The organism is Streptomyces tardus, from assembly GCF_018101125.2.
GTDB lineage: Bacteria > Actinomycetota > Actinomycetes > Streptomycetales > Streptomycetaceae > Streptomyces > Streptomyces tardus.
The window spans coordinates 2,617,782-2,635,222 of record NZ_JAELVF020000001.1; the positions used below are offsets into that span (position 1 = coordinate 2,617,782).

16 protein-coding genes are annotated in these 17,441 nt (G+C 72.6%); 12 read left to right on the plus strand and 4 right to left on the minus strand.

Features of this window, described 5'->3' with window-relative positions:
- The first annotated feature begins 197 nt into the window (after positions 1-197).
- On the plus strand, positions 198-1,838 hold the full coding sequence (locus JGS22_RS11205; RefSeq protein ID WP_211040300.1) for a BACON domain-containing protein: 1,641 nt from the start codon (positions 198-200) through the stop codon (positions 1,836-1,838).
- Positions 1,839-2,221: 383 nt separating this feature from the next.
- On the opposite strand, the gene JGS22_RS11210 is transcribed toward JGS22_RS11205, so the two are convergent.
- A complete protein-coding gene (locus JGS22_RS11210) occupies positions 2,222-3,052 on the minus strand; it encodes a DUF3109 family protein (RefSeq protein WP_372454230.1) in 831 nt (276 codons plus the stop codon).
- Between the two features lie 60 nt (positions 3,053-3,112).
- On the opposite strand from JGS22_RS11210, the gene JGS22_RS11215 reads away from it, so the two are divergent.
- The 4 genes from JGS22_RS11215 (at position 3,113) to ilvD (ending at position 7,971) form a co-directional block, all read left to right on the plus strand.
- Positions 3,113-4,045 carry a Ppx/GppA family phosphatase gene (locus JGS22_RS11215; protein WP_211040301.1) on the plus strand — a complete coding sequence of 311 codons (933 nt, stop codon included), beginning with the start codon at positions 3,113-3,115 and terminating at the stop codon, positions 4,043-4,045.
- A 268-nt stretch (positions 4,046-4,313) separates the two neighbouring features.
- A complete protein-coding gene (locus JGS22_RS11220) occupies positions 4,314-5,141 on the plus strand; it encodes a sugar phosphate isomerase/epimerase family protein (RefSeq protein WP_211040302.1) in 828 nt (275 codons plus the stop codon).
- Complete coding sequence (locus JGS22_RS11225; RefSeq protein WP_216814946.1) at positions 5,138-5,905, plus strand: TetR/AcrR family transcriptional regulator; 768 nt, start codon at positions 5,138-5,140, stop codon at positions 5,903-5,905. The genes JGS22_RS11220 and JGS22_RS11225 overlap by 4 nt, the downstream gene beginning before the upstream one ends.
- A gap of 224 nt (positions 5,906-6,129) precedes the next feature.
- Positions 6,130-7,971 carry a dihydroxy-acid dehydratase gene (gene ilvD / locus JGS22_RS11230; RefSeq protein ID WP_211040303.1) on the plus strand — a complete coding sequence of 614 codons (1,842 nt, stop codon included), beginning with the start codon at positions 6,130-6,132 and terminating at the stop codon, positions 7,969-7,971.
- Positions 7,972-8,123: 152 nt separating this feature from the next.
- On the opposite strand, the gene JGS22_RS11235 is transcribed toward ilvD, so the two are convergent.
- Both JGS22_RS11235 and JGS22_RS11240 read right to left on the minus strand, forming a co-directional pair.
- Entirely contained in the window at positions 8,124-9,146 is a 1,023-nt protein-coding gene (locus tag JGS22_RS11235) for a LacI family DNA-binding transcriptional regulator (protein WP_211040304.1), read from the minus strand.
- Between the two features lie 331 nt (positions 9,147-9,477).
- Positions 9,478-10,272 (minus strand): winged helix-turn-helix transcriptional regulator, encoded by a 795-nt coding sequence (locus JGS22_RS11240; RefSeq protein ID WP_211040305.1) that lies wholly within the window; start codon positions 10,270-10,272, stop codon positions 9,478-9,480.
- A gap of 332 nt (positions 10,273-10,604) precedes the next feature.
- On the opposite strand from JGS22_RS11240, the gene JGS22_RS11245 reads away from it, so the two are divergent.
- The 5 genes from JGS22_RS11245 to JGS22_RS11265 all read left to right on the plus strand — a co-directional run bounded on the left by JGS22_RS11245 (position 10,605) and on the right by JGS22_RS11265 (position 14,578).
- A complete protein-coding gene (locus JGS22_RS11245) occupies positions 10,605-10,874 on the plus strand; it encodes a MoaD/ThiS family protein (RefSeq protein ID WP_211040306.1) in 270 nt (89 codons plus the stop codon).
- A gap of 86 nt (positions 10,875-10,960) precedes the next feature.
- Positions 10,961-11,878, plus strand: a complete 918-nt coding sequence (locus JGS22_RS11250; RefSeq protein ID WP_211040307.1) for a hypothetical protein — start codon at positions 10,961-10,963, stop codon at positions 11,876-11,878.
- An 85-nt stretch (positions 11,879-11,963) separates the two neighbouring features.
- Positions 11,964-12,671 (plus strand): LmeA family phospholipid-binding protein, encoded by a 708-nt coding sequence (locus tag JGS22_RS11255; protein ID WP_211040308.1) that lies wholly within the window; start codon positions 11,964-11,966, stop codon positions 12,669-12,671.
- A gap of 716 nt (positions 12,672-13,387) precedes the next feature.
- Positions 13,388-14,227, plus strand: coding sequence for a sulfurtransferase (locus tag JGS22_RS11260; RefSeq protein WP_211040309.1), 840 nt, complete (start codon positions 13,388-13,390; stop codon positions 14,225-14,227).
- A 63-nt stretch (positions 14,228-14,290) separates the two neighbouring features.
- Positions 14,291-14,578: a DUF1416 domain-containing protein gene (locus tag JGS22_RS11265; RefSeq protein WP_211040310.1), complete on the plus strand. Its 288-nt coding sequence runs from the start codon at positions 14,291-14,293 to the stop codon at positions 14,576-14,578.
- A 147-nt stretch (positions 14,579-14,725) separates the two neighbouring features.
- Here JGS22_RS11265 and JGS22_RS11270 read toward each other — a convergent pair whose 3' ends face one another.
- The gene (locus JGS22_RS11270; RefSeq protein ID WP_211040311.1) at positions 14,726-15,103 is read right to left on the minus strand and encodes a DsrE family protein; all 378 of its coding nucleotides are present in this window, start codon (positions 15,101-15,103) and stop codon (positions 14,726-14,728) included.
- Between the two features lie 347 nt (positions 15,104-15,450).
- Here JGS22_RS11270 and JGS22_RS11275 point away from each other — a divergent pair, with 347 nt between their 5' ends.
- Positions 15,451-16,014, plus strand: a complete 564-nt coding sequence (locus JGS22_RS11275; protein ID WP_211040312.1) for a heme-binding beta-barrel domain-containing protein — start codon at positions 15,451-15,453, stop codon at positions 16,012-16,014.
- 189 nt (positions 16,015-16,203) lie between these two features.
- Entirely contained in the window at positions 16,204-17,394 is a 1,191-nt protein-coding gene (locus JGS22_RS11280; RefSeq protein ID WP_211040313.1) for a S1C family serine protease, read from the plus strand.
- The last annotated feature ends 47 nt before the right edge of the window (positions 17,395-17,441 follow it).

Genomic DNA, 17,441 nt, shown 5'->3' on the forward strand with positions numbered 1-17,441 from the left:
TGCCCACCGACAGTGCGGACTCCTCCGGTGGGCGAAGGGCGGACGCACGAGCGCGGCGCGCGCCGGGCGTGGTGCCGGGGCGGGACGTTCCGGCTGGTCGGAGCTGTCCCCTTTCGAGTGAGATCGTCACTCATTAGGGTTAAACCTTCGTCACCGGTCCCGGTCCGCCCCCTCGCGCCGCCTAGCGTCACGGGGTGATGAGCAGCAGGCGCGAGCACCCCACGAACTCCACCGGCGTACGCCAAGTACGCCGTGGCGCGCGGCGTACCGAGAACGGGCCGGCCCTCGCGGCCCTCTCCGGCGCCGCTGCCGCCGTCCAGGACGTCCACGGCGCGGGCGACGACCCGTACCTCGACGGACTGTTCACCTACTGCCTGTCGATCATGTGCGAGCACGACGAGGCCGTCTCCGCGCTCGGCCTCGCGCTCTCCGTCGCCGAACGGCAGCGGGAGCGCGACCGTGCGCCGCAGGACCCCGCGCACCGGCGTCCCTGGCTGTACGCCCTCGCCCGCTGGGCCTGCCTGCGGCGTCTGGCCACCCTGCGCGAGGCCGCCCGCCCCCGTGAGCCCGTCAAGCTCGACGGTCCGCTCGCCACCCGCCGCAGGCAGGAGCTCGCCACTCTCGGCTGGCCCGAGGCGGCGGGTACGACGCCGGAGCAGCGCGAGGCCCTGGAGCTCGCAGTGCGCCACCAACTCCCGGTCGACGAGGTCGCGTTGGTGCTCTCCATGGAGTCCGCCGCCACCCGGATGCTGCTGTCCGGCGCGGCCTGCGAGGTGGAGCGGACGCGGGCGGCGCTGTCCGTCGTGAACAGCGGTGGCTGCGGAACGGTGAGCAGGCTGGGTGGCGACACCGAGGTGGTGCTCAGCGCTGCGCTCCGCCGTGAACTGGTGCGGCACGTCGACGAGTGCGGCGAGTGCCGGCTCTCCGCCGAGAAGCACATGGCGGGCGAGCCGTGGCCCGGTACGGCGCCGGGTCGCTCCCGACAGCTGGCGGTGCTGAAGGCGTCCCGGCCGGTGGTGCACGCGGCGCTGGTGGCCGCGCTCCGGGCCCGCGCGCAGCCCGCGCCGCGCTTCGACCGGCACGGCTTTCCGGCAGAGGCGAAGGAACGCGCCGCGCGGATGGGCAGGTTGCGCGCCCGGGCGGTGACGACGACGGTGGCCGCCGCGGTGGTGGCGGCGCCCGTGCTGGCGCTGTGGGCGGCGTACCGGGGTGCGCCGCTGGTCGGCGAGGGCCGGGACGGCAGCTCGGTGGCGACCAGCGATGCCGACGACCCGGCGGCGGAGGAGAGCTACCCGTACGAGAACGCGGGCAACGCCGACCGTGCCGACGGCGATCGCAAGAGCCCCAACGGCCGCACCGGGGACGACCGGGACGGCGAGAAGGACGACGGGAAGCCGGGCGGGAGCACGAAGCTCCCCGGCGGCTCGGACGACCCCGACAGTTCCCCGGACGAGGGGGCCGAGAGCCCCGACGAGAGCCCCAGCGCCTCGCCGGGCCGGCTCTCCGTCCAGGCCAGGCCCGCGGGCGACGTCACGCTGATCACGCTGACCAACACCGGCGGGACCAAGCTCGACTGGTCGGCGGCCACCGACGCCAGATGGCTGCGGGTCAGCCGGCTCTCGGGTCAGCTGTCCCCGGGGGAGTCGTACACGGTGCGGGTCGACGTACGCCGCTGGGAGCCGGAGGGCCCGTGGACGGCACGGGTGCACTTCGCCCCCTCGGGCACCGTCATCACCATCCAGGGCCAGGGCCGGGAGCCCGCCCCGGAACCCTCCGAGCCGGAGCCCTCCGAGCCCGCGCCGGACCCCGAACCCTCCGAACCGGTCCCCTCCGCCTGAGCCGTCGTACCGCCGCGTACCGCCGTGTGTGCGGCGTTCGCGGCGCGAACCGCCGGGCTGAGTACGGGAGTTGCGTCGTGTGCGCGAACCGGACGTGTGCACGCGGGAGTTGGCCTGCGTACTCGCGAACCGCGCGCCGACGTACGAGAGTTCGCCGTCGCGCGCGAACCGGGATCTGGCCGTACGGGCGCTGTGACGGCGAACGTGAACCGGGCCGCCCGTGCGGGGATTGCCCGTCGTGGACGCGGGCCGGGCCTCGTTCGCAGGGGGTGTTCGGCGCGGCGTGAAGGCGGGCTTCCCGGCGCGGCGGTCCGGGCTCGGGCGGACGGACCGGCCCGGCCGGCGTCAGCTGGCGCGGGCCGGGGCGGCGTGTCCGGTGGTGGTCAGTCGGTTCGGTTCGGTGCCGGGTCGGCGGGGTGCGGGGCCACCAGCGGGAGGGCCGCGGCCAGCCGCTGCTCGCAGAGCTCGGTGAGCCTGTCGTAGCCGTCCTTGCCCATCAGCTCGATCAGCTCCGGGCGGTAGGAGACGTAGACCGGGTCGCCGGCGCCGTGCGCGCTGGTCGCGCCGGTGCACCACCAGTGCAGGTCGTGCCCGCCCGAGCCCCAGCCGCGGCGGTCGTACTCTCCGATGGAGACGTACAACTTCTGCTCTCCGTCCGGGAGTTCGACCCATTCGAAGGTGCGCCGAACAGGGAGCTGCCAGCAGACGTCCGGTTTCGTCTCCAGCGGCTCGCGCCCGGCCTGGAGCGCCTGGAGGTGCAGGGCGCAGCCCGCGCCGCCGGGGAAGCCGGCGCGGTTGTTGAAGATGCAGGCGCCCTCCCATCGTCGGGTCTTGCGCTCGCCCTCGTCATCGGTCTCGACCCAGCCGGTCTCGTTGCCCTCGCGGTGGAACTGCCACTGCTCGGGGGTGAGACGCGCGGCGTGCGCGGCCACCCGGCGTTCGTCGTCCTCGTCGGAGAAGTGCGCGCCGAGCGTGCAGCAGCCGTCCGCGGCACGGCCGGCCTGGATGCCCTGGCAGCCCTGGCCGAAGATGCACGACCAGCGCGACGTCAGCCACGTGAGATCGCAGCGGAAGACCTGCTCGTCGTCGGCGGGATCGGGGAACTCCACCCACGCCCGTGCGTGGTCGAGGTCCACTTCCTCGCCGCGGCGCCGCTGCTTCTTACCACCGAGGTTGCGGATTTCTCCCGGCTTCGAGTGCTTCGTCTTGCCCACGTGCCCCAGAGTACGGGTGACTGCCCCTGCGACGCGCCGACCGCGTTAGCGTGCTGTCCCATGAGACTTGGTGTCCTCGACGTGGGTTCCAACACCGTTCACCTTCTGGTGGTGGACGCGCACCCCGGCGCACGCCCCCTGCCCGCCTACTCCCACAAGGCGGAACTGCGCCTGGCCGAACTCCTCGACGAGCGAGGTGCGATCAGCCCCGAAGGCGTCGACCGGCTCGCGAACACGGTCAAGGAAGCGCTGGAGGTCGCCGAGGACAAGGGGGTCGAGGACGTACTGCCGTTCGCCACCTCCGCCGTCCGAGAGGCCAGCAACGCCGACCACGTGCTGGAGCGGGTCACCGCCGACACCGGGGTGCGGCTGCGGGTGCTCTCCGGACCGGACGAGGCGCGGCTGACGTTCCTGGCGGCGCGCCGGTGGTTCGGCTGGTCGGCCGGTCGGCTGCTGGTGCTGGACATCGGCGGCGGTTCGCTGGAGATCGCGTACGGACTGGACGAGGAGCCGGACGCGGCCGTGTCGCTGCCGCTGGGCGCGGGGCGGCTGACCGGCGGCTGGCTGCCGGGAGACCCGCCCGACCAGGACGACGTACGCGCCCTGCGGCGGCATGTGCGGGCCGAGATCGCGCGGGTGGTCGGCGAGTTCAGCCGGCTGGGGGCGCCGGACCACGTGGTGGCGACGTCCAAGACGTTCAAGCAGCTCGCCCGGCTCGGCGGCGCGGCGCGCTCCGCCGAGGGCCTGTACGTCCAGCGGGACCTGGACCGCAAGACGCTGGAGGAGTGGGTGCCGAGGCTGGCCGGGATGACGGCCGCCGAACGTGCCGAGCTTCCGGGCGTCTCCGAGGGCCGGGCGCGTCAGCTGCTGGCCGGCGCGCTGGTCGCCGAGGGCGCGATGGACCTGTTCGGCATCGAGATGCTGGAGGTGTGCCCGTGGGCGCTGCGAGAGGGCGTGATCCTGCGCCGACTGGACCGGCTGCGCAACGGCTGACCGCCCCGGACCCCGCCCCGGACCCCGGCTGTGCGCGCCGGGCCGTCGAGGGCGTGTGAGCCCGGCGGCGCGCGCCTCCGGCGGTGCTGCGTCCGCCCTCCACGCTGCGGGCGGCCAGATGGTCGGGCGTCCCGGGCGGTCGGCCGCCCGGGGCCGGGCAGCGCCGGGTGCCCGGGCAGAGCCGGGTGCCCGGGCAGAGCCGGGTGCGGGGCGCCCCGGCGCGCGACCCAGGTACGGGCCGCGGCCCGCTTCGCCGTAGGCTGAGCGGGTGGCAGAGGACTTCACAGGTGCGGCACGGGCCCCGGAGCCGAAGGTCGCCCTGTCCACGGCGTCGGTGTACCCCGAGTCGACCTCGGCGGCCTTCGAGATCGCCGCGCGTCTGGGGTACGACGGGGTCGAGGTCATGGTGTGGACCGATCCGGTCAGCCAGGACGTCGACGCGCTCCGACGGCTCTCCGACCAGCACGGCGTGCCCGTGCTCGCGGTGCACGCGCCCTGCCTCCTGATCACTCAGCGGGTCTGGTCGACCGACCCGTGGACGAAGCTCAAGCGCGCCCGCAGCGCGGCGGAGACCCTCGGCGCCTCGACCGTGGTGGTCCACCCGCCGTTCCGCTGGCAGCGTTCCTACGCGCGGGAGTTCGTGGCCGGGATCTGGCGCATGGCGGGGGAGACGGACGTCAGGTTCGCGGTGGAGAACATGTACCCGTGGCGCTACCGGGACCGCGAGCTCCAGGCGTACGCGCCCGACTGGGACCCGACCACCGACGACTACCGCCACTTCACCCTGGACCTGTCGCACACCGCCACCTCGCGCAGCGACACCCTCGCGATGGTGGAGACCATGGGCGACCGTCTCGGCCACCTCCACATCGCCGACGGCAACGGCTCGGCAAAGGACGAGCACCTGGTGCCGGGCCGGGGAAAGCAGCCCTGCGCCGAGGTGCTCGCCCGGCTGGCCGCCGGCGGCTTCGACGGCCACGTCGTGGTCGAGGTCAACACCCGCAGGGCGATGACCTCCGCCGAGCGCGAGGCCGACCTCGCCGAGGCGCTGGCCTTCACCCGGCTCCACCTCTCCTCGCCCGGGCTGGACTCGTGAGCGACCGGACGGGCGCGGAGGGCCCGCGCCGCCGGGGACGGCCGCGCGCCGAGGACTCGGTGGGGGCGGACCGGAGGTCGGCCATTCTGCGGTCGGCGCGCACCGAGTTCGCCGACCGCGGCTACGACAAGGCCTCGGTACGGGCGATCGCCCGCGGGGCGGAGGTCGATCCGGCCCTGGTGCACCACTACTTCGGCACCAAGGAGCGGGTCTTCGAGGCCGCCGTGGAGACCGCGTTGGCGCCGCTGCGCCAACGGCTCGGCCGGCTGCGTGCCGTACCGCCGGAGGAGCTGGGCGAGCAGGTCACCGGCTTCTTTCTGGGGGTGTGGGAGAACCCGGACACCCGCGAGCCGCTGATCGCACTGGTGCGTTCCGCGGTGAACAACGACACCGCGGCGCGGATTTTCCGCGGAGTGGTCTCCAGGCTGCTGCTGCCGAGGATCGCCGGGGCGGTCGACCGGGCCGAGCGCGAGCTGCGGGTCGAGCTGGCGGTTGCGCAACTGGTCGGTACGGCGCTGCTGCGGTACGTCATACGGATCGAGCCGCTGGCGGACGCGGACCCGCGGGAGCTGGTGCGGCGGCTGGCGCCGGTGGTCCAGCACCACCTGCTGGGACCGGAGGAGGACGCAGCGAGCCCCGCCGCCCGTACCCCCGGCGCGTCCGGCGCGTCCGGCACGTCCGTGCCGGACGACGGGCCCGGAGCCGGCACGTCCGGGCTGTCCGACGCCGCTGACAGTCCCGGAGCAGGAACCGATCGGTTCTGACCCCCGACGACCGACCGCCGGCCCAGCTCCGGTCGCTCGACGACCGGTTGCCGACCGGGCCCCGACCGGGTGTCTCATGATGTGGGTGCCGTGTCCGGATCATGGATCTTCGGGCGTACGCTCGTAGGTCTCCGGCGCGACTGCCGTCGCGGCGACGCCCGGGCCGACAGGCGCGTCGGACAGCCCCAAGCACGCGCACAACGTCGTCCAGGGAGTGGAGCACCATGCCCGAGCTGAGGTCCAACACCGTCACCCGCGGCCGCAACATGGCGGGCGCCCGAGCCCTGCTCCGCGCCGCCGGCGTAGCGCGGGAGGACTTCGGCAAGCCGATCATCGCCGTGGCCAACAGCTTCACGGAGTTCGTGCCGGGCCACACCCACCTCCAGCCGGTCGGCCGGATCGTCTCCGAGGCGATCAAGGAAGCCGGCGCCATCCCGCGGGAGTTCAACACGATCGCGGTCGACGACGGCATCGCGATGGGCCACGGCGGGATGCTCTACTCGCTGCCCTCCCGCGACCTGATCGCGGACTCCGTCGAGTACATGACCGAGGCGCACTGCGCGGACGCGCTGATCTGCATCTCCAACTGCGACAAGATCACCCCCGGCATGCTGAACGCCGCGCTGCGGCTCAACATCCCGACCGTCTTCGTCTCCGGCGGCCCGATGGAGGCCGGCAAGACCACGCTGGTCGACGGCACCGTCCGCTCCAACCTGGACCTGGTGCACGCCATGTCCGAGGCGGTCAGCGACGCCACCTCCGACGAGGACCTGCAGCGCATCGAGGAGGCCGCCTGCCCGACCTGCGGCTCCTGTTCGGGCATGTTCACCGCCAACTCCATGAACTGCCTCGTCGAGGTGCTAGGCCTTGGACTGCCCGGCAACGGCTCGGTGCTCGCCACCCACACCGCCCGCAAGGAGCTGTACGAGGCCGCGGGCCGCACCGTCGTCGACATCGCGCTGCGCCACTACGAGCAGGACGACCACTCCGTCCTCCCGCGCAGCATCGCCACCCGCGCCGCGTTCGAGAACGCCATGGCGCTGGACGTCGCGATGGGCGGCTCCACCAACACCGTGCTCCACCTGCTGGCCGCCGCGCAGGAGGCGGAGCTCGACTTCGAGATGGACGACATCGACGAGGTCTCGCGCCGGGTGCCCTGTGTCTGCAAGGTCGCGCCCAACGGGGCCTACCACATGGAGGACGTCCACCGCGCGGGCGGAATCCCGGCGATCCTGGGCGAGCTGCACCGCGGCGGCTATCTGCACGAGGACGTCCACGCCGTGCACGCGTCCTCGCTCCCGGACTGGCTCAAGCAGTGGGACATCCGCGGCGGTTCGCCCGCGCCGGAGGCGCTGGAGATGTTCTACGCGGCGCCCGGTTGTGTGCGTTCGGCCACCGCCTTCTCGCAGAGCGAGCGCTGGGACACCCTGGACACCGACGCCGAGAACGGCTGCATCCGGGACGCCGAACACGCCTACTCCGCCGACGGCGGCCTCGCCGTGCTCAGCGGCAACCTGGCAGTCGACGGCTGTGTGGTGAAGACCGCCGGTGTCGACGAGTCGATCTGGACCTTCGAGGGCCCGGCCGTGGTCGTGGAGTCCCAGGAGGACGCGGTCGACGCGATCCTCAAGAAGCGCGTCAAGGAGGGCGACGTCGTGGTCGTCCGCTACGAGGGCCCCAAGGGCGGCCCGGGGATGCAGGAGATGCTCTACCCCACCGCGTTCCTCAAGGGCCGCGGGCTGGGCGCGAAGTGCGCCCTGATCACCGACGGGCGCTTCTCCGGCGGCACCTCCGGACTCTCGATCGGCCACGTCTCCCCGGAGGCGGCGGCCGGTGGTGTCATCGCGCTGGTCCGGGACGGCGACCCGATCGCCATCGACATCCCGAACCGCACCATCGAGCTCAAGGTCTCGGACGCCGAACTCGCTGCCCGCCGCGAGGAGTTGGGCAGCCGGTACGCGCCGGTCGCACGCGAGCGCAAGGTCTCGCAGGCGCTGCGGGCGTACGCCGCCATGGCCCTGTCCGCGGACAAGGGCGCGGTCCGCGACGTCAGCAAGCTCGGCTGAGCCGAGGCCGATCCTCCTGGAGCGGCCGAGGACGGGCGCGGGCGGTCGGTTGCGCCCCGTACCTGTACCCATACCCGCCGTCGAATCGGCGGGCGGGTACGGGGTCGTCGTTCAGCCGCCGGAGCTGTGCCTGTCGAGGGCCGGCCCGGCCCTCAGCCGCAGCCGCAGGAGCGCCGCCGGACCAGGGTGGACGGCAGCTGCCGCAGCCGGTCCCGGCCGCTGCCACTGGTGCGCACCCCGTCGTCGAGCAGCAGGTCGACGGCTGCGCGCGCCATGGCCGGGCGGTCGGAGGCGACGGTCGTGAGCGGCGGGTCGGTGAGCGCCGCCTCCTTCACGTCGTCGAAGCCCGCGACCAGCAGCTCCCCGGGCACGTCGATCCGCAGCTCGCGGGCGGCGCGCAGCACGCCGATGGCCTGGTCGTCGGTGGCGCACACGATGGCCGGCGGCCGGCCATCGCCGCCCAACAGATCGAGCGCGACCCGGTAGGCGTCGTAGCGGTTGTACGGGGCCTGGAAGAGCCGGCCCTCGGTCTCGCGGCCGTAGGCGCTCATCGCGAGCCGCCAGCCCTCGACGTGGTCGGTGACCGGGTCGCCGATGGCGGGGGTGGACTCGACGCCGCCGAGGCAGGCGACGTACGCGGCGCCGTGGTCCAGCAGGTGCTCGGTGGCGCGCTGGGCGCCCACCACGTCGTCGGTGACGACGGCGACGTCGTCGATCGCGTCCGGCCTGCGGTGCAGCAGCACCACCCGGGCGTCCCAGGCGTCGATCTCGACGGCGGCCCGCTCGCTCAGTCCCTGGCTGACCAGGATGAGCCCGGCGACCCGCATGCCGAGGAAGGCCCGGAGGTAGTGCACCTCGCGCTCGTCGAGGTAGTCGGAGTTGCCGACCAGGACCATCTTTCCGCGCTCGGCGGCGGCCTGTTCGACGGCGTGCGCCATCTCGCCGAAGAAGGGCTGGCGGGCGTCGGGGAGGATCATGCCGATCAGGTCCGTGCGCCGGGAGGCCATCGCCTGGGCCACGCGGTCCGGCCGGTAGCCGAGCTCGTTGATCGCGGCGAGCACGCGCTCCTTGGTCGCCGGGGCGACCGGGCGGGGCCCGTCGTTGATCACATAGCTCACCACCGCGGTGGAGGTACCCGCCAGCCTTGCCACGTCGTCTCGCGTCACCTTCGCCACGCCGGGCAGTCTACGCGGGGTGACCTTTCACGGCTGCCCCGCGTCGGGCCCGGGAACGCCCGCCGAGAGGCGCCTCGGACCGGATTCGGGCAGGCCGGACGCGGCACTCGGACAGCGTTCGCGCGAGGCCCGCGCGGCGGCCCGTGTGCCGTACACGCGGGTGCGGGGCTCGACGCACCCGCGGACCTGCGTCCCGGCGCACGGGCGGCGGCCGAGGGCGGCCCGCGCGGGTGCGGCTGCGGGCGCTCCCGGTCGGCCCGGCGCCGAGCGGGCACGGCGGTCCGGTCGGGCGCGGGCGCGTGGCCGTCGCGGTCAGTCGCGGCCGGGTCGGTCAGGAGCGGGTGCTGTGCGAGCGGGACGTGCCCTCCACGGCCTCCTGCGCCAGCTGCTCGGCGGCCTCGGTCACCGCCTTGGCCTCGGCCTCGGCCCTGCGCTGCTCCGCCGTCTTCTCCGGCTTCTCCGGCGAGACGAAGCGGTAGCCCACGTTGCGCACGGTGCCGATCAGCGACTCGTGCTCGGGGCCGAGCTTGGCGCGCAGTCGCCGTACGTGCACGTCCACGGTGCGGGTGCCGCCGAAGTAGTCGTAGCCCCAGACCTCCTGGAGCAGCTGGGCGCGGGTGAAGACCCGGCCCGGGTGCTGCGCCAGGAACTTGATCAGCTCGAACTCCTTGAAGGTCAGGTCGAGCACGCGGCCCTTGAGCCTGGCGCTGTACGTTGCCTCGTCGATGCAGAGGTCGCCGTTGCGGATCTCGGTGGGGGCGTCGTCGTTGACTACCTGCCGGCGCCCGGTGGCCAGCCGCAGCCGGCCCTCCAACTCGGCCGGTCCCGCGGTGTCCAGGACGACGTCGTCCACGCCCCAGTCGGCGGTCACCGCGGCCATCCCGCCCTCGGTGACGACCAGTACCAGCGGACTGCCGGGGCCGGTCGAACGCAGCAGCCGGCACAGCGCCCTCGCCTGCGGCAGATCGCGGCGGCCGTCGATGAGAACCACGTCGGCGCCCGGGGTGTTCACGAGCGCGGAGCCCTCGGCGGGGGCGACCCGGACGTTGTGGAGCAGCAGTCCGAGGGAGGGCAGCACCTCGGTGGAGGGTTGGAGCGCGTTGGTCAGGAGGAGTAGCGAGCTCATCGTGAGTTCCTTCCTCAGTCCCTTTCGAGGACGTGACGCCTCCCGGGGAGGCGTGGCGTGTGCTTCGGCGTGACGCGTCGTTGCGACCGTGCCGTGAAAGCGCGAAAGGACTCGGAGGCGTCGTCGCCCGAGTCCTTCTGCGCAGCACGATAGCTCAACAAGGCGTTTTCGACACGAGCGAGAAACCTCACGATTGTTTGCGCATAATCCGCCGAACACAGTGTGACCAGGAGGTTTCCCTGTCATCGCGGAGAGCGGGCGCACGGGTGCGCGGTCCGCCATACGGACAGGCGATGATGGGAGCGGTACATCACACCGCTGGGGAGAAACAGATGCCCGTGAAGGGGACCATCCGCTACTGGGCGGCGGCGCGAGCCGCGGCCGGTGTGGCGGAGGAGACCTATGAGGCCGCGACGCTCGCCGAGGCGCTGGCCGACGCCAGGGAGCGGCACGCCGAACGTCCGGACTTCGCCCGGGTGTTGGTGCGCTGCTCCTACCTCGTCGACGAACGGCCGGCCGGCGCCCGGGACCCGGAGACCGTACGGCTGAGTGACGGCGGCACGGTCGAGGTCCTCCCGCCCTTCGCCGGAGGCGCACGATGAACCGGCCGGGAAGCAGCGCCGCCGCAAGCAGGGACGACGCATCGGGCACGGCCACGGGTCGCGCATCGGGCAGAGGACCGGGCCGTGTGCCCGGCACGGGAGGGGACGACGTGCCGAGCACGGGCAACGCACCGCGTACGGATGGGACTCCGGGGGAAGCGCCGGGTACGGCCGGTGCCGCCGCACAGCCGGGCGGCCGTGGGGGCAGGCGCCGCAAGAAGGGCGGCCCGCCGAACCGAGGGGTGCCGGGCCATCCGGAGCACCGCACCGGTGACCCGATCATCCCGCCGGGCGGTCAGAGCGCCGCGCTCACCGCCGCCCTCGCCCTCGCCCTCGCCGCGGCCGCGGCCATCGGCCGGCCCGCGGTGGCGGTCGTGGTGGTGCTCCTCCAGGCGGTCACGGCGGCCGGCTGGTACCGGCTGAACGGTATGTGGCCGGCCCGCCAGGGCATCGCGCTCGGCTTCCTCGCCGGACTGAGCGCGGTCGCCGCGCTGTTCCTCTCCAGCGACCGCAACGCCGCGACGGCGGTGGCGGGCGTGCTGGGCATCTGGGTTCTGCTGGTGCTCCTGTTTCAGCTGCGCAACCACGGAGCACCGGACGAGCGTCTCTACGGGCTGACGGTCGCGGTCGGAGCCACGGTGCTGACCGTTCTCGCTGCCGCGCATCTGGCCGCCCAGGCGGTCAGCGCGGACGCGGTGGTCGTCGGCGGTGTCGCGGTGGCCGTCGCGGTGTGCGTACGTGCGCTGCCGTTGCCGGGGTTGCTGACTCTGGCGGCGGCGCCGGCCGTTGCCGCCGGTGCGGGGGCTGCCGCGGGCACGTGGACGGACCTGGGCGCCGGCGCGGGCGCGCTGCTGGGCCTCGGGGCCGGCGGCGGGGCGCTGATCGGCCTGCGGGCGGCGAGTTACGACTGGCCGTCGCGGTTCGTGCACCTGACTGCGGGAGTCGCTCTGCCGCTGGCGCTGGCGGGTCCGGTCGTCTACCTGCTCGGGCGGGTCGTCGGCTGACACCCCGGGGGAGGAACGAGGTCGGCGAACGCCGGCCGATGTCGATGATCACGGCCCGCTGTGGCTGGGGGATGGGAAGACGGCAATGCGAGCGCTGCGGATCACACTGATCGTGCTGCTGGTGTTCGGCGGGCTGTTCGTCGGCGCGGACCGGATCTCCGTCGGCCTCGTCGAGGACCGGCTCGCGGAGAAGCTGAAGGCCTCGCAGGGGGCGTCGGAGGCGCAGGTGAGCATCAACGGCTTCCCGTTCCTCACACAGGTCGCCACCAAGGAGCTGGACGATGTGGAGGCCAAGCTCACCGGGGTGACCACCAGCGACGGCGAGAAGGCCCTGCGGGTCAGCGAGTTCGAGCTTCGGGCCCGGAACATCGAGGTGGGCGGGAACTTCTCCAGTGGCGTCGCCCGCACCGCGGAGGGCACCGCGTACCTGACGTACGAGGACCTCTCGGCCGCCGCCGAGGAGGGCGTCACCGTGAGCTGGGGCGGCGCGGCCGAGGAGGGCGAGGCCAAGGTCAAGGTGACCGGCAGCATCGAACTGCCGCTGGTGGGGCGGGAGGTGGAGCGGTCCACGACCAGCACCGTCAGCGTGGAGAACGGCGACACCGTACGCCTGCACGCGGACGCCATTCCGGGCTCCGACCTGCCCGGCATCGAGGACATCGTGCGCAAGAAGATCGACTACACGAGGAAGATCAACGGCCTCCCTGCCGGGGTCGAGTTGAACGGCGTACGGGCCACCAAGCAGGGCGTGGAGATCACCTTCTCCGGCGAGAAGGTCAACGTCACGGAGTAGCACGGCAGTTGGCGCCCCGCCCCGGTCCGGGCCGCCGCCACCGGACGGCCGTCGCGGTCAGCCGCCCGGAAACGCGTGCGGGCCCCGGCCGGTCGTGCCGGGGCCCTCGCGCTCAGCCGGACAGCACTTGGTGAGCCACTTGTGCGAGCGCACCTTGCAGGTCCCGGCGAGGTTGCCCTGCTTGCCCTTCTCGGTGCAGCCGACCCGGTCCTTGTCATCGGTGCCCTTGCCCGTCGGGCCTCTGCCCGCCGCTCTGTCTGTGAGACGGTGTCCAGAATCTGGAATCCCCCGATCACGGGCCGGGCGTACGCCTCCGAACGCCCGGTCGGGGCCCGCGCGGGGGACTCCGGAAACGGGTCCCTGTCCCATATTCCAGGCAATCGCGTCTCGACATGCGGAACGTCGGTGACACATGGCGCAGCCATCCTTACGATCGAGGGCATGAAGCGACAGGCGGACCTCACGAAGCGACGGGCAGTTGATCTGTGCCGTATCGCCGCCATGCTCTGTCGCCCCACCGTCTGACGGCCCCGCCGGCCGTCAGCGGGGGAGTTCGGCTGCCGGACGCTCCGCGCGCACCGGGCACCGGTGTGCCGCCCCGAAACCCATCGACTTCCGCGCCGCACAGCGCCGTGCGTTCCGTGGGCGCCGCCGAACACGAGCGGTGATCCGACGTACGCACACCATCCACCGCACCCCGCTCCGGAGGAGATCCCATGAGCCGCAGTGACGTCCTGGTGGACGCCGACTGGGTCGAGGCCCGCATCGACGACCCGAAGGTGGTGCTCGTCGAGGTCGACGAGGACACCTCGGCCTACGAGAAGAACCACATCAGGAACGCCGTTCGCATCGACTGGCGCGATGACCTCCAGGACCCGGTCCGGCGCGACTTCGTGGACCAGGAGGGCTTCGAGAAGCTGCTCTCCGCCAAAGGCATCGGGAACGACCACACGGTCGTCCTGTACGGCGGCAACAACAACTGGTTCGCCTCGTACGCCTACTGGTACTTCAAGCTCTACGGCCACGAGGACGTCAAGCTCCTCGACGGCGGTCGCAAGAAGTGGGAGCTGGACTCCCGCGACCTGGTGACCGAGGTGCCGGAGCGTGCGGCCACCCAGTACAGCGCCAAGCCGCAGAACCTCGCCATCCGCGCCTTCCGCGACGACGTCGTCAAGGCGATCGGCGAGCAGAACCTGGTCGACGTGCGGTCGCCCGACGAGTTCAGCGGCAAGCTGCTCGCCCCGGCCCACCTGCCGCAGGAGCAGTCGCAGCGCCCCGGCCACGTGCCGACCGCGCGCAACATCCCGTGGTCGAAGTCGGCCAACGACGACGGCACCTTCAAGACCGACGAGCAGCTCAAGGAGCTGTACGAGGCCGAGGGCGTCGACCTGGGCAAGGACACCATCGCGTACTGCCGCATCGGCGAGCGCTCGGCCCACTCCTGGTTCGTCCTGCACGAGCTGCTGGGCCAGGAGAACGTCAAGAACTACGACGGTTCCTGGACCGAGTACGGCTCCCTCATCGGGGTGCCGATCGAGCTCGGCGCCAACGATTGAGTGCGTCAACCAGCCCTGGCCCCAGGGTAGTCGAGACCTGACGGTTCGAAAGGAAACATCCCCATGTGCGGAGCACAGGCAGGCGGCCCCGACGCCTCCACCATCAAGCCCGGCGAGACCACGATCCAGGGCAGCGTGACCAAGGGCGGCGAGCCCGTCACCGGTTACGTACGCCTCCTGGACTCGACCGGCGAGTTCACCGCCGAGGTCCCGACCTCCGCGACCGGCCAGTTCCGCTTCTACGCGGCCGAGGGCACCTGGACACTGCGTGCCCTGGTCCCCGGCGGTACGGCCGACCGCGAGGTCGTCGCCGAGACCGGTGGGCTGACGGAGGTCGCCATCGCCGTGTGACGCACGCGCGGTGAGGCTGCACGGAGAAGGGCCGCATCCCCGGGTTGGACGCCAGGGGGTGCGGCCCTTCTCGCACGCCCGTGCACGAATCTCGCGCACCCGTGTGCGCGCCCCGCGGTGCTGCACGCGTACGCGGGGGCGTGCTGCTCAGTAGACGAGGGCCTGGGTGCCCGGCTCCATGATCTCGCTGACGAGCACCTGGGCGCCGGCGATCCGCACGCCCTCCAGCAGGTCCTTCTCCTCGATGTCCCGGCGGGCCGCACACTGGGTGCACAGGGTGATCCGCCCGCCGGCGAGGACCGCGTCGATCAGGTCGGCCAGCGGTGCGGCGTGCGGGAGCTCGAACTCCGCCGCCCCGCCGGGCAGGGCGAACCAGGCCGACTCGCCGGTCAGCCAGAGCGAGACCTCCACTCCGCTCGCCGCGGCCACCGCCGCCACGGTGAACGCCTGCGAGCAGCGTTCGGGCGCGTCCGTTCCGGCCGTCACCTTGATCACGAGTCTCTGATTCTGCGCGCTGTCTGTCATGGGCAACCACCGTAGTGCGCGGTCGTACGCCGGTGCGGGGCACCGTGCCGGACCTCTCAGCGCCGCCGCGGGGCGCGCCGACTAGAATCGACGTGCCCGTCCGTCCCGTGGCGTCCCGATCGCCCGGGGCGTGCCAACCTCGCAAGGAGCGCAGCCGTGCTAGAGGCATTCTTCATTTTCCTGATGGTCCTGGTAGCCGTCGGCACCCTCGCCTTCACCGCCCTGACCGTCAAGAAGCTCTACCAGGGCCAGCGCTGACCGGGAGCCCTCCCGGCACCCGGCAGCACCAGCGACCGCAGCACCCGTACAGACCGCCGTCCCCGCACAGACAGAGCGCCTGATTCTCCATGATCGAGATTCCGTCCGACCTGCACCCCGACCTCGTACCCCTCGTCTTCCTGCTCGGTGACTGGACGGGTGCGGGCGTTGCCGACTTCCCCGGTGAGGAGAAGTGCAACTTCGGGCAGGAGGTCACCTTCAGTCACGACGGCCGCCCCTTCCTGGAGTACGTCTCGCACAGCTGGGTGCTTGACGAGAAGGGCGAGAAGGTCCGCCCGCTGGAGTCGGAGTCCGGCTTCTGGCACGTGCGCGAGAACCGTCAGATCGAGATCGTGATGGTCCGCGACCGGGGCGTCGTCGAGGTCTGGTACGGGCAGCTCGCCGAGGGCAAGCCGCAGATCGACCTCGCCACGGACGCCGTCGCACGGCTCGCCTCCGCCGGCGAGTACAGCGGCGGCAAGCGGCTCTACGGCTATGTGAAGAGCGACCTGATGTGGGTCGGCGAGAAGGCCACCCCCGAGGTGCCGATGCGCCCGTACATGTCCGCGCACCTGAAGAAGACGGTTGACCCGTCGACCTGGGCCAAGGACATCGCGGACCTGCCGGACGACGGCATCGCCTTCTTCAAGTAGGCCCGTTCGGCCGGGAGTCGAGCCGGTCCCCGGGCGGAGGCGCGAGAACAGCGCGCCTTCACCCGTGTGCTGCCGAACGCCCCGTCAACCCGCTTGAGAGCAACGGGAGTTGGACGGCTCCCGGAATTGCAGTGGAGGCTTAAGGACCGTCTCAGGAGATTCTCATCCGGGCCGGGGACAGTCTGGTTCATGAGCGAATTCCAGGGTGAGCAGCAGGGGCAGAGCCACAACCGTCCGGGTGTACCGCCGCGTCCCGCCGGTCCGCCGTTCGCCGACACGGCCGGGCAGCCGGAGGCGGTTGCGTACCCCGAGGCGGGCGCGTACCCCGAGGCGGGCGCGTCTGCGGAGCCGGGCGCGCAGCGGACGACGGGGGCGGGGGACCGGCGGCGCGTACGTAGGCCGGTGGCGCTGGTCGCCGCCGCGGCGCTGGTCGCGGCGGTCGTCGGTGGCGGCGCGGGCGCGCTGGTGGGCCAGCAGTGGGGCGGCGAGCGGGGCGACTCCGCCGCCGGCGCGGCCCACGCACGCAACGCTTCCTCCGAGGGCACCGTGGCGAGCGCGGCCAAACTACTCGCGCCCAGCGCGGTGGAGATCAAGGCGGGCAGCTCGACCGGTTCCGGTGTGGTGATCTCCAAGGACGGCGAGATCCTGACCAACAACCACGTCGTCGACGGGGCCGACGAGATCCGGGTGCGTTTCAGCGACGGCGAGAAGGCGACCGCCGAAGTGGTGGGCACGGACGCCGATCTGGACACCGCACTGCTGAAGGTCGAGGGCGTCAGCGGGCTGAAGCCCGCGCAGCTCGGCGACTCCGACGCGGTGGGCGTCGGCGACCAGGTGGTGGCGATCGGTTCGCCCAACGGCCTCACCGGCTCGGTGACCAGCGGCATCGTCTCGGCCCTCGAACGCGAGGTGACCACTCCGAAGAGCGGCGGCGAGCAGCGCCGGCAGCAGGAGCAGGAGCAGGAGCAGGAACAGGGCGGCCCGGACTGGCCGTTCGGCCTCGGCCCGGGGGAGGGCGGTCCGGGCCGGGACGGTCAGGGCCAAGGAGGCCAGGGGCAGCGAGGCCAGGGCGGTCAGGGCGACGGGGACACCACCACGTACAAGGCCATCCAGACCGACGCCTCGATCAACCCGGGCAACTCCGGCGGTGCGCTCGCCGATCTCGGCGGCGCGGTGATCGGCATCAACACGGCGATCTACGACAACAGTTCGGCCTCCGGCAAGCCCGGCAGCGTCGGCCTGGGCTTCGCCATCCCGATCAACGACATCAAGAAGATCCTCCCCGAGCTGCGCGCGGGCAAGGGCGCCGAGGACAAGGGCAGCGACAGCGGCGGCCAGGACGGCAGCGGCCTCGACCGCTTCGACCGCATCGGGCTGTGAACCGTCACCGCGCCGCTCCCCCGCGGTCGCGATGGCAGACTCGACGA

Excerpts from the sequence above, each read along its gene's own strand:
- JGS22_RS11240 (WP_211040305.1), bottom strand. The coding sequence starts at position 10,272 with ATGAGCTCGCTACTCCTCCTGACCAACGCGCTCCAACCCTCCACCGAG.
- JGS22_RS11260 (WP_211040309.1), top strand. The coding sequence starts at position 13,388 with ATGAGCCGCAGTGACGTCCTGGTGGACGCCGACTGGGTCGAGGCCCGC.
- JGS22_RS11255 (WP_211040308.1), top strand. The coding sequence starts at position 11,964 with ATGCGAGCGCTGCGGATCACACTGATCGTGCTGCTGGTGTTCGGCGGG.
- ilvD (WP_211040303.1), top strand. The coding sequence starts at position 6,130 with ATGCCCGAGCTGAGGTCCAACACCGTCACCCGCGGCCGCAACATGGCG.
- JGS22_RS11205 (WP_211040300.1), top strand. The coding sequence starts at position 198 with ATGAGCAGCAGGCGCGAGCACCCCACGAACTCCACCGGCGTACGCCAA.
- JGS22_RS11280 (WP_211040313.1), top strand. The coding sequence starts at position 16,204 with ATGAGCGAATTCCAGGGTGAGCAGCAGGGGCAGAGCCACAACCGTCCG.
- JGS22_RS11265 (WP_211040310.1), top strand. The coding sequence starts at position 14,291 with ATGTGCGGAGCACAGGCAGGCGGCCCCGACGCCTCCACCATCAAGCCC.
- JGS22_RS11270 (WP_211040311.1), bottom strand. The coding sequence starts at position 15,103 with ATGACAGACAGCGCGCAGAATCAGAGACTCGTGATCAAGGTGACGGCC.
- JGS22_RS11245 (WP_211040306.1), top strand. The coding sequence starts at position 10,605 with ATGCCCGTGAAGGGGACCATCCGCTACTGGGCGGCGGCGCGAGCCGCG.
- JGS22_RS11275 (WP_211040312.1), top strand. The coding sequence starts at position 15,451 with ATGATCGAGATTCCGTCCGACCTGCACCCCGACCTCGTACCCCTCGTC.
- JGS22_RS11215 (WP_211040301.1), top strand. The coding sequence starts at position 3,113 with ATGAGACTTGGTGTCCTCGACGTGGGTTCCAACACCGTTCACCTTCTG.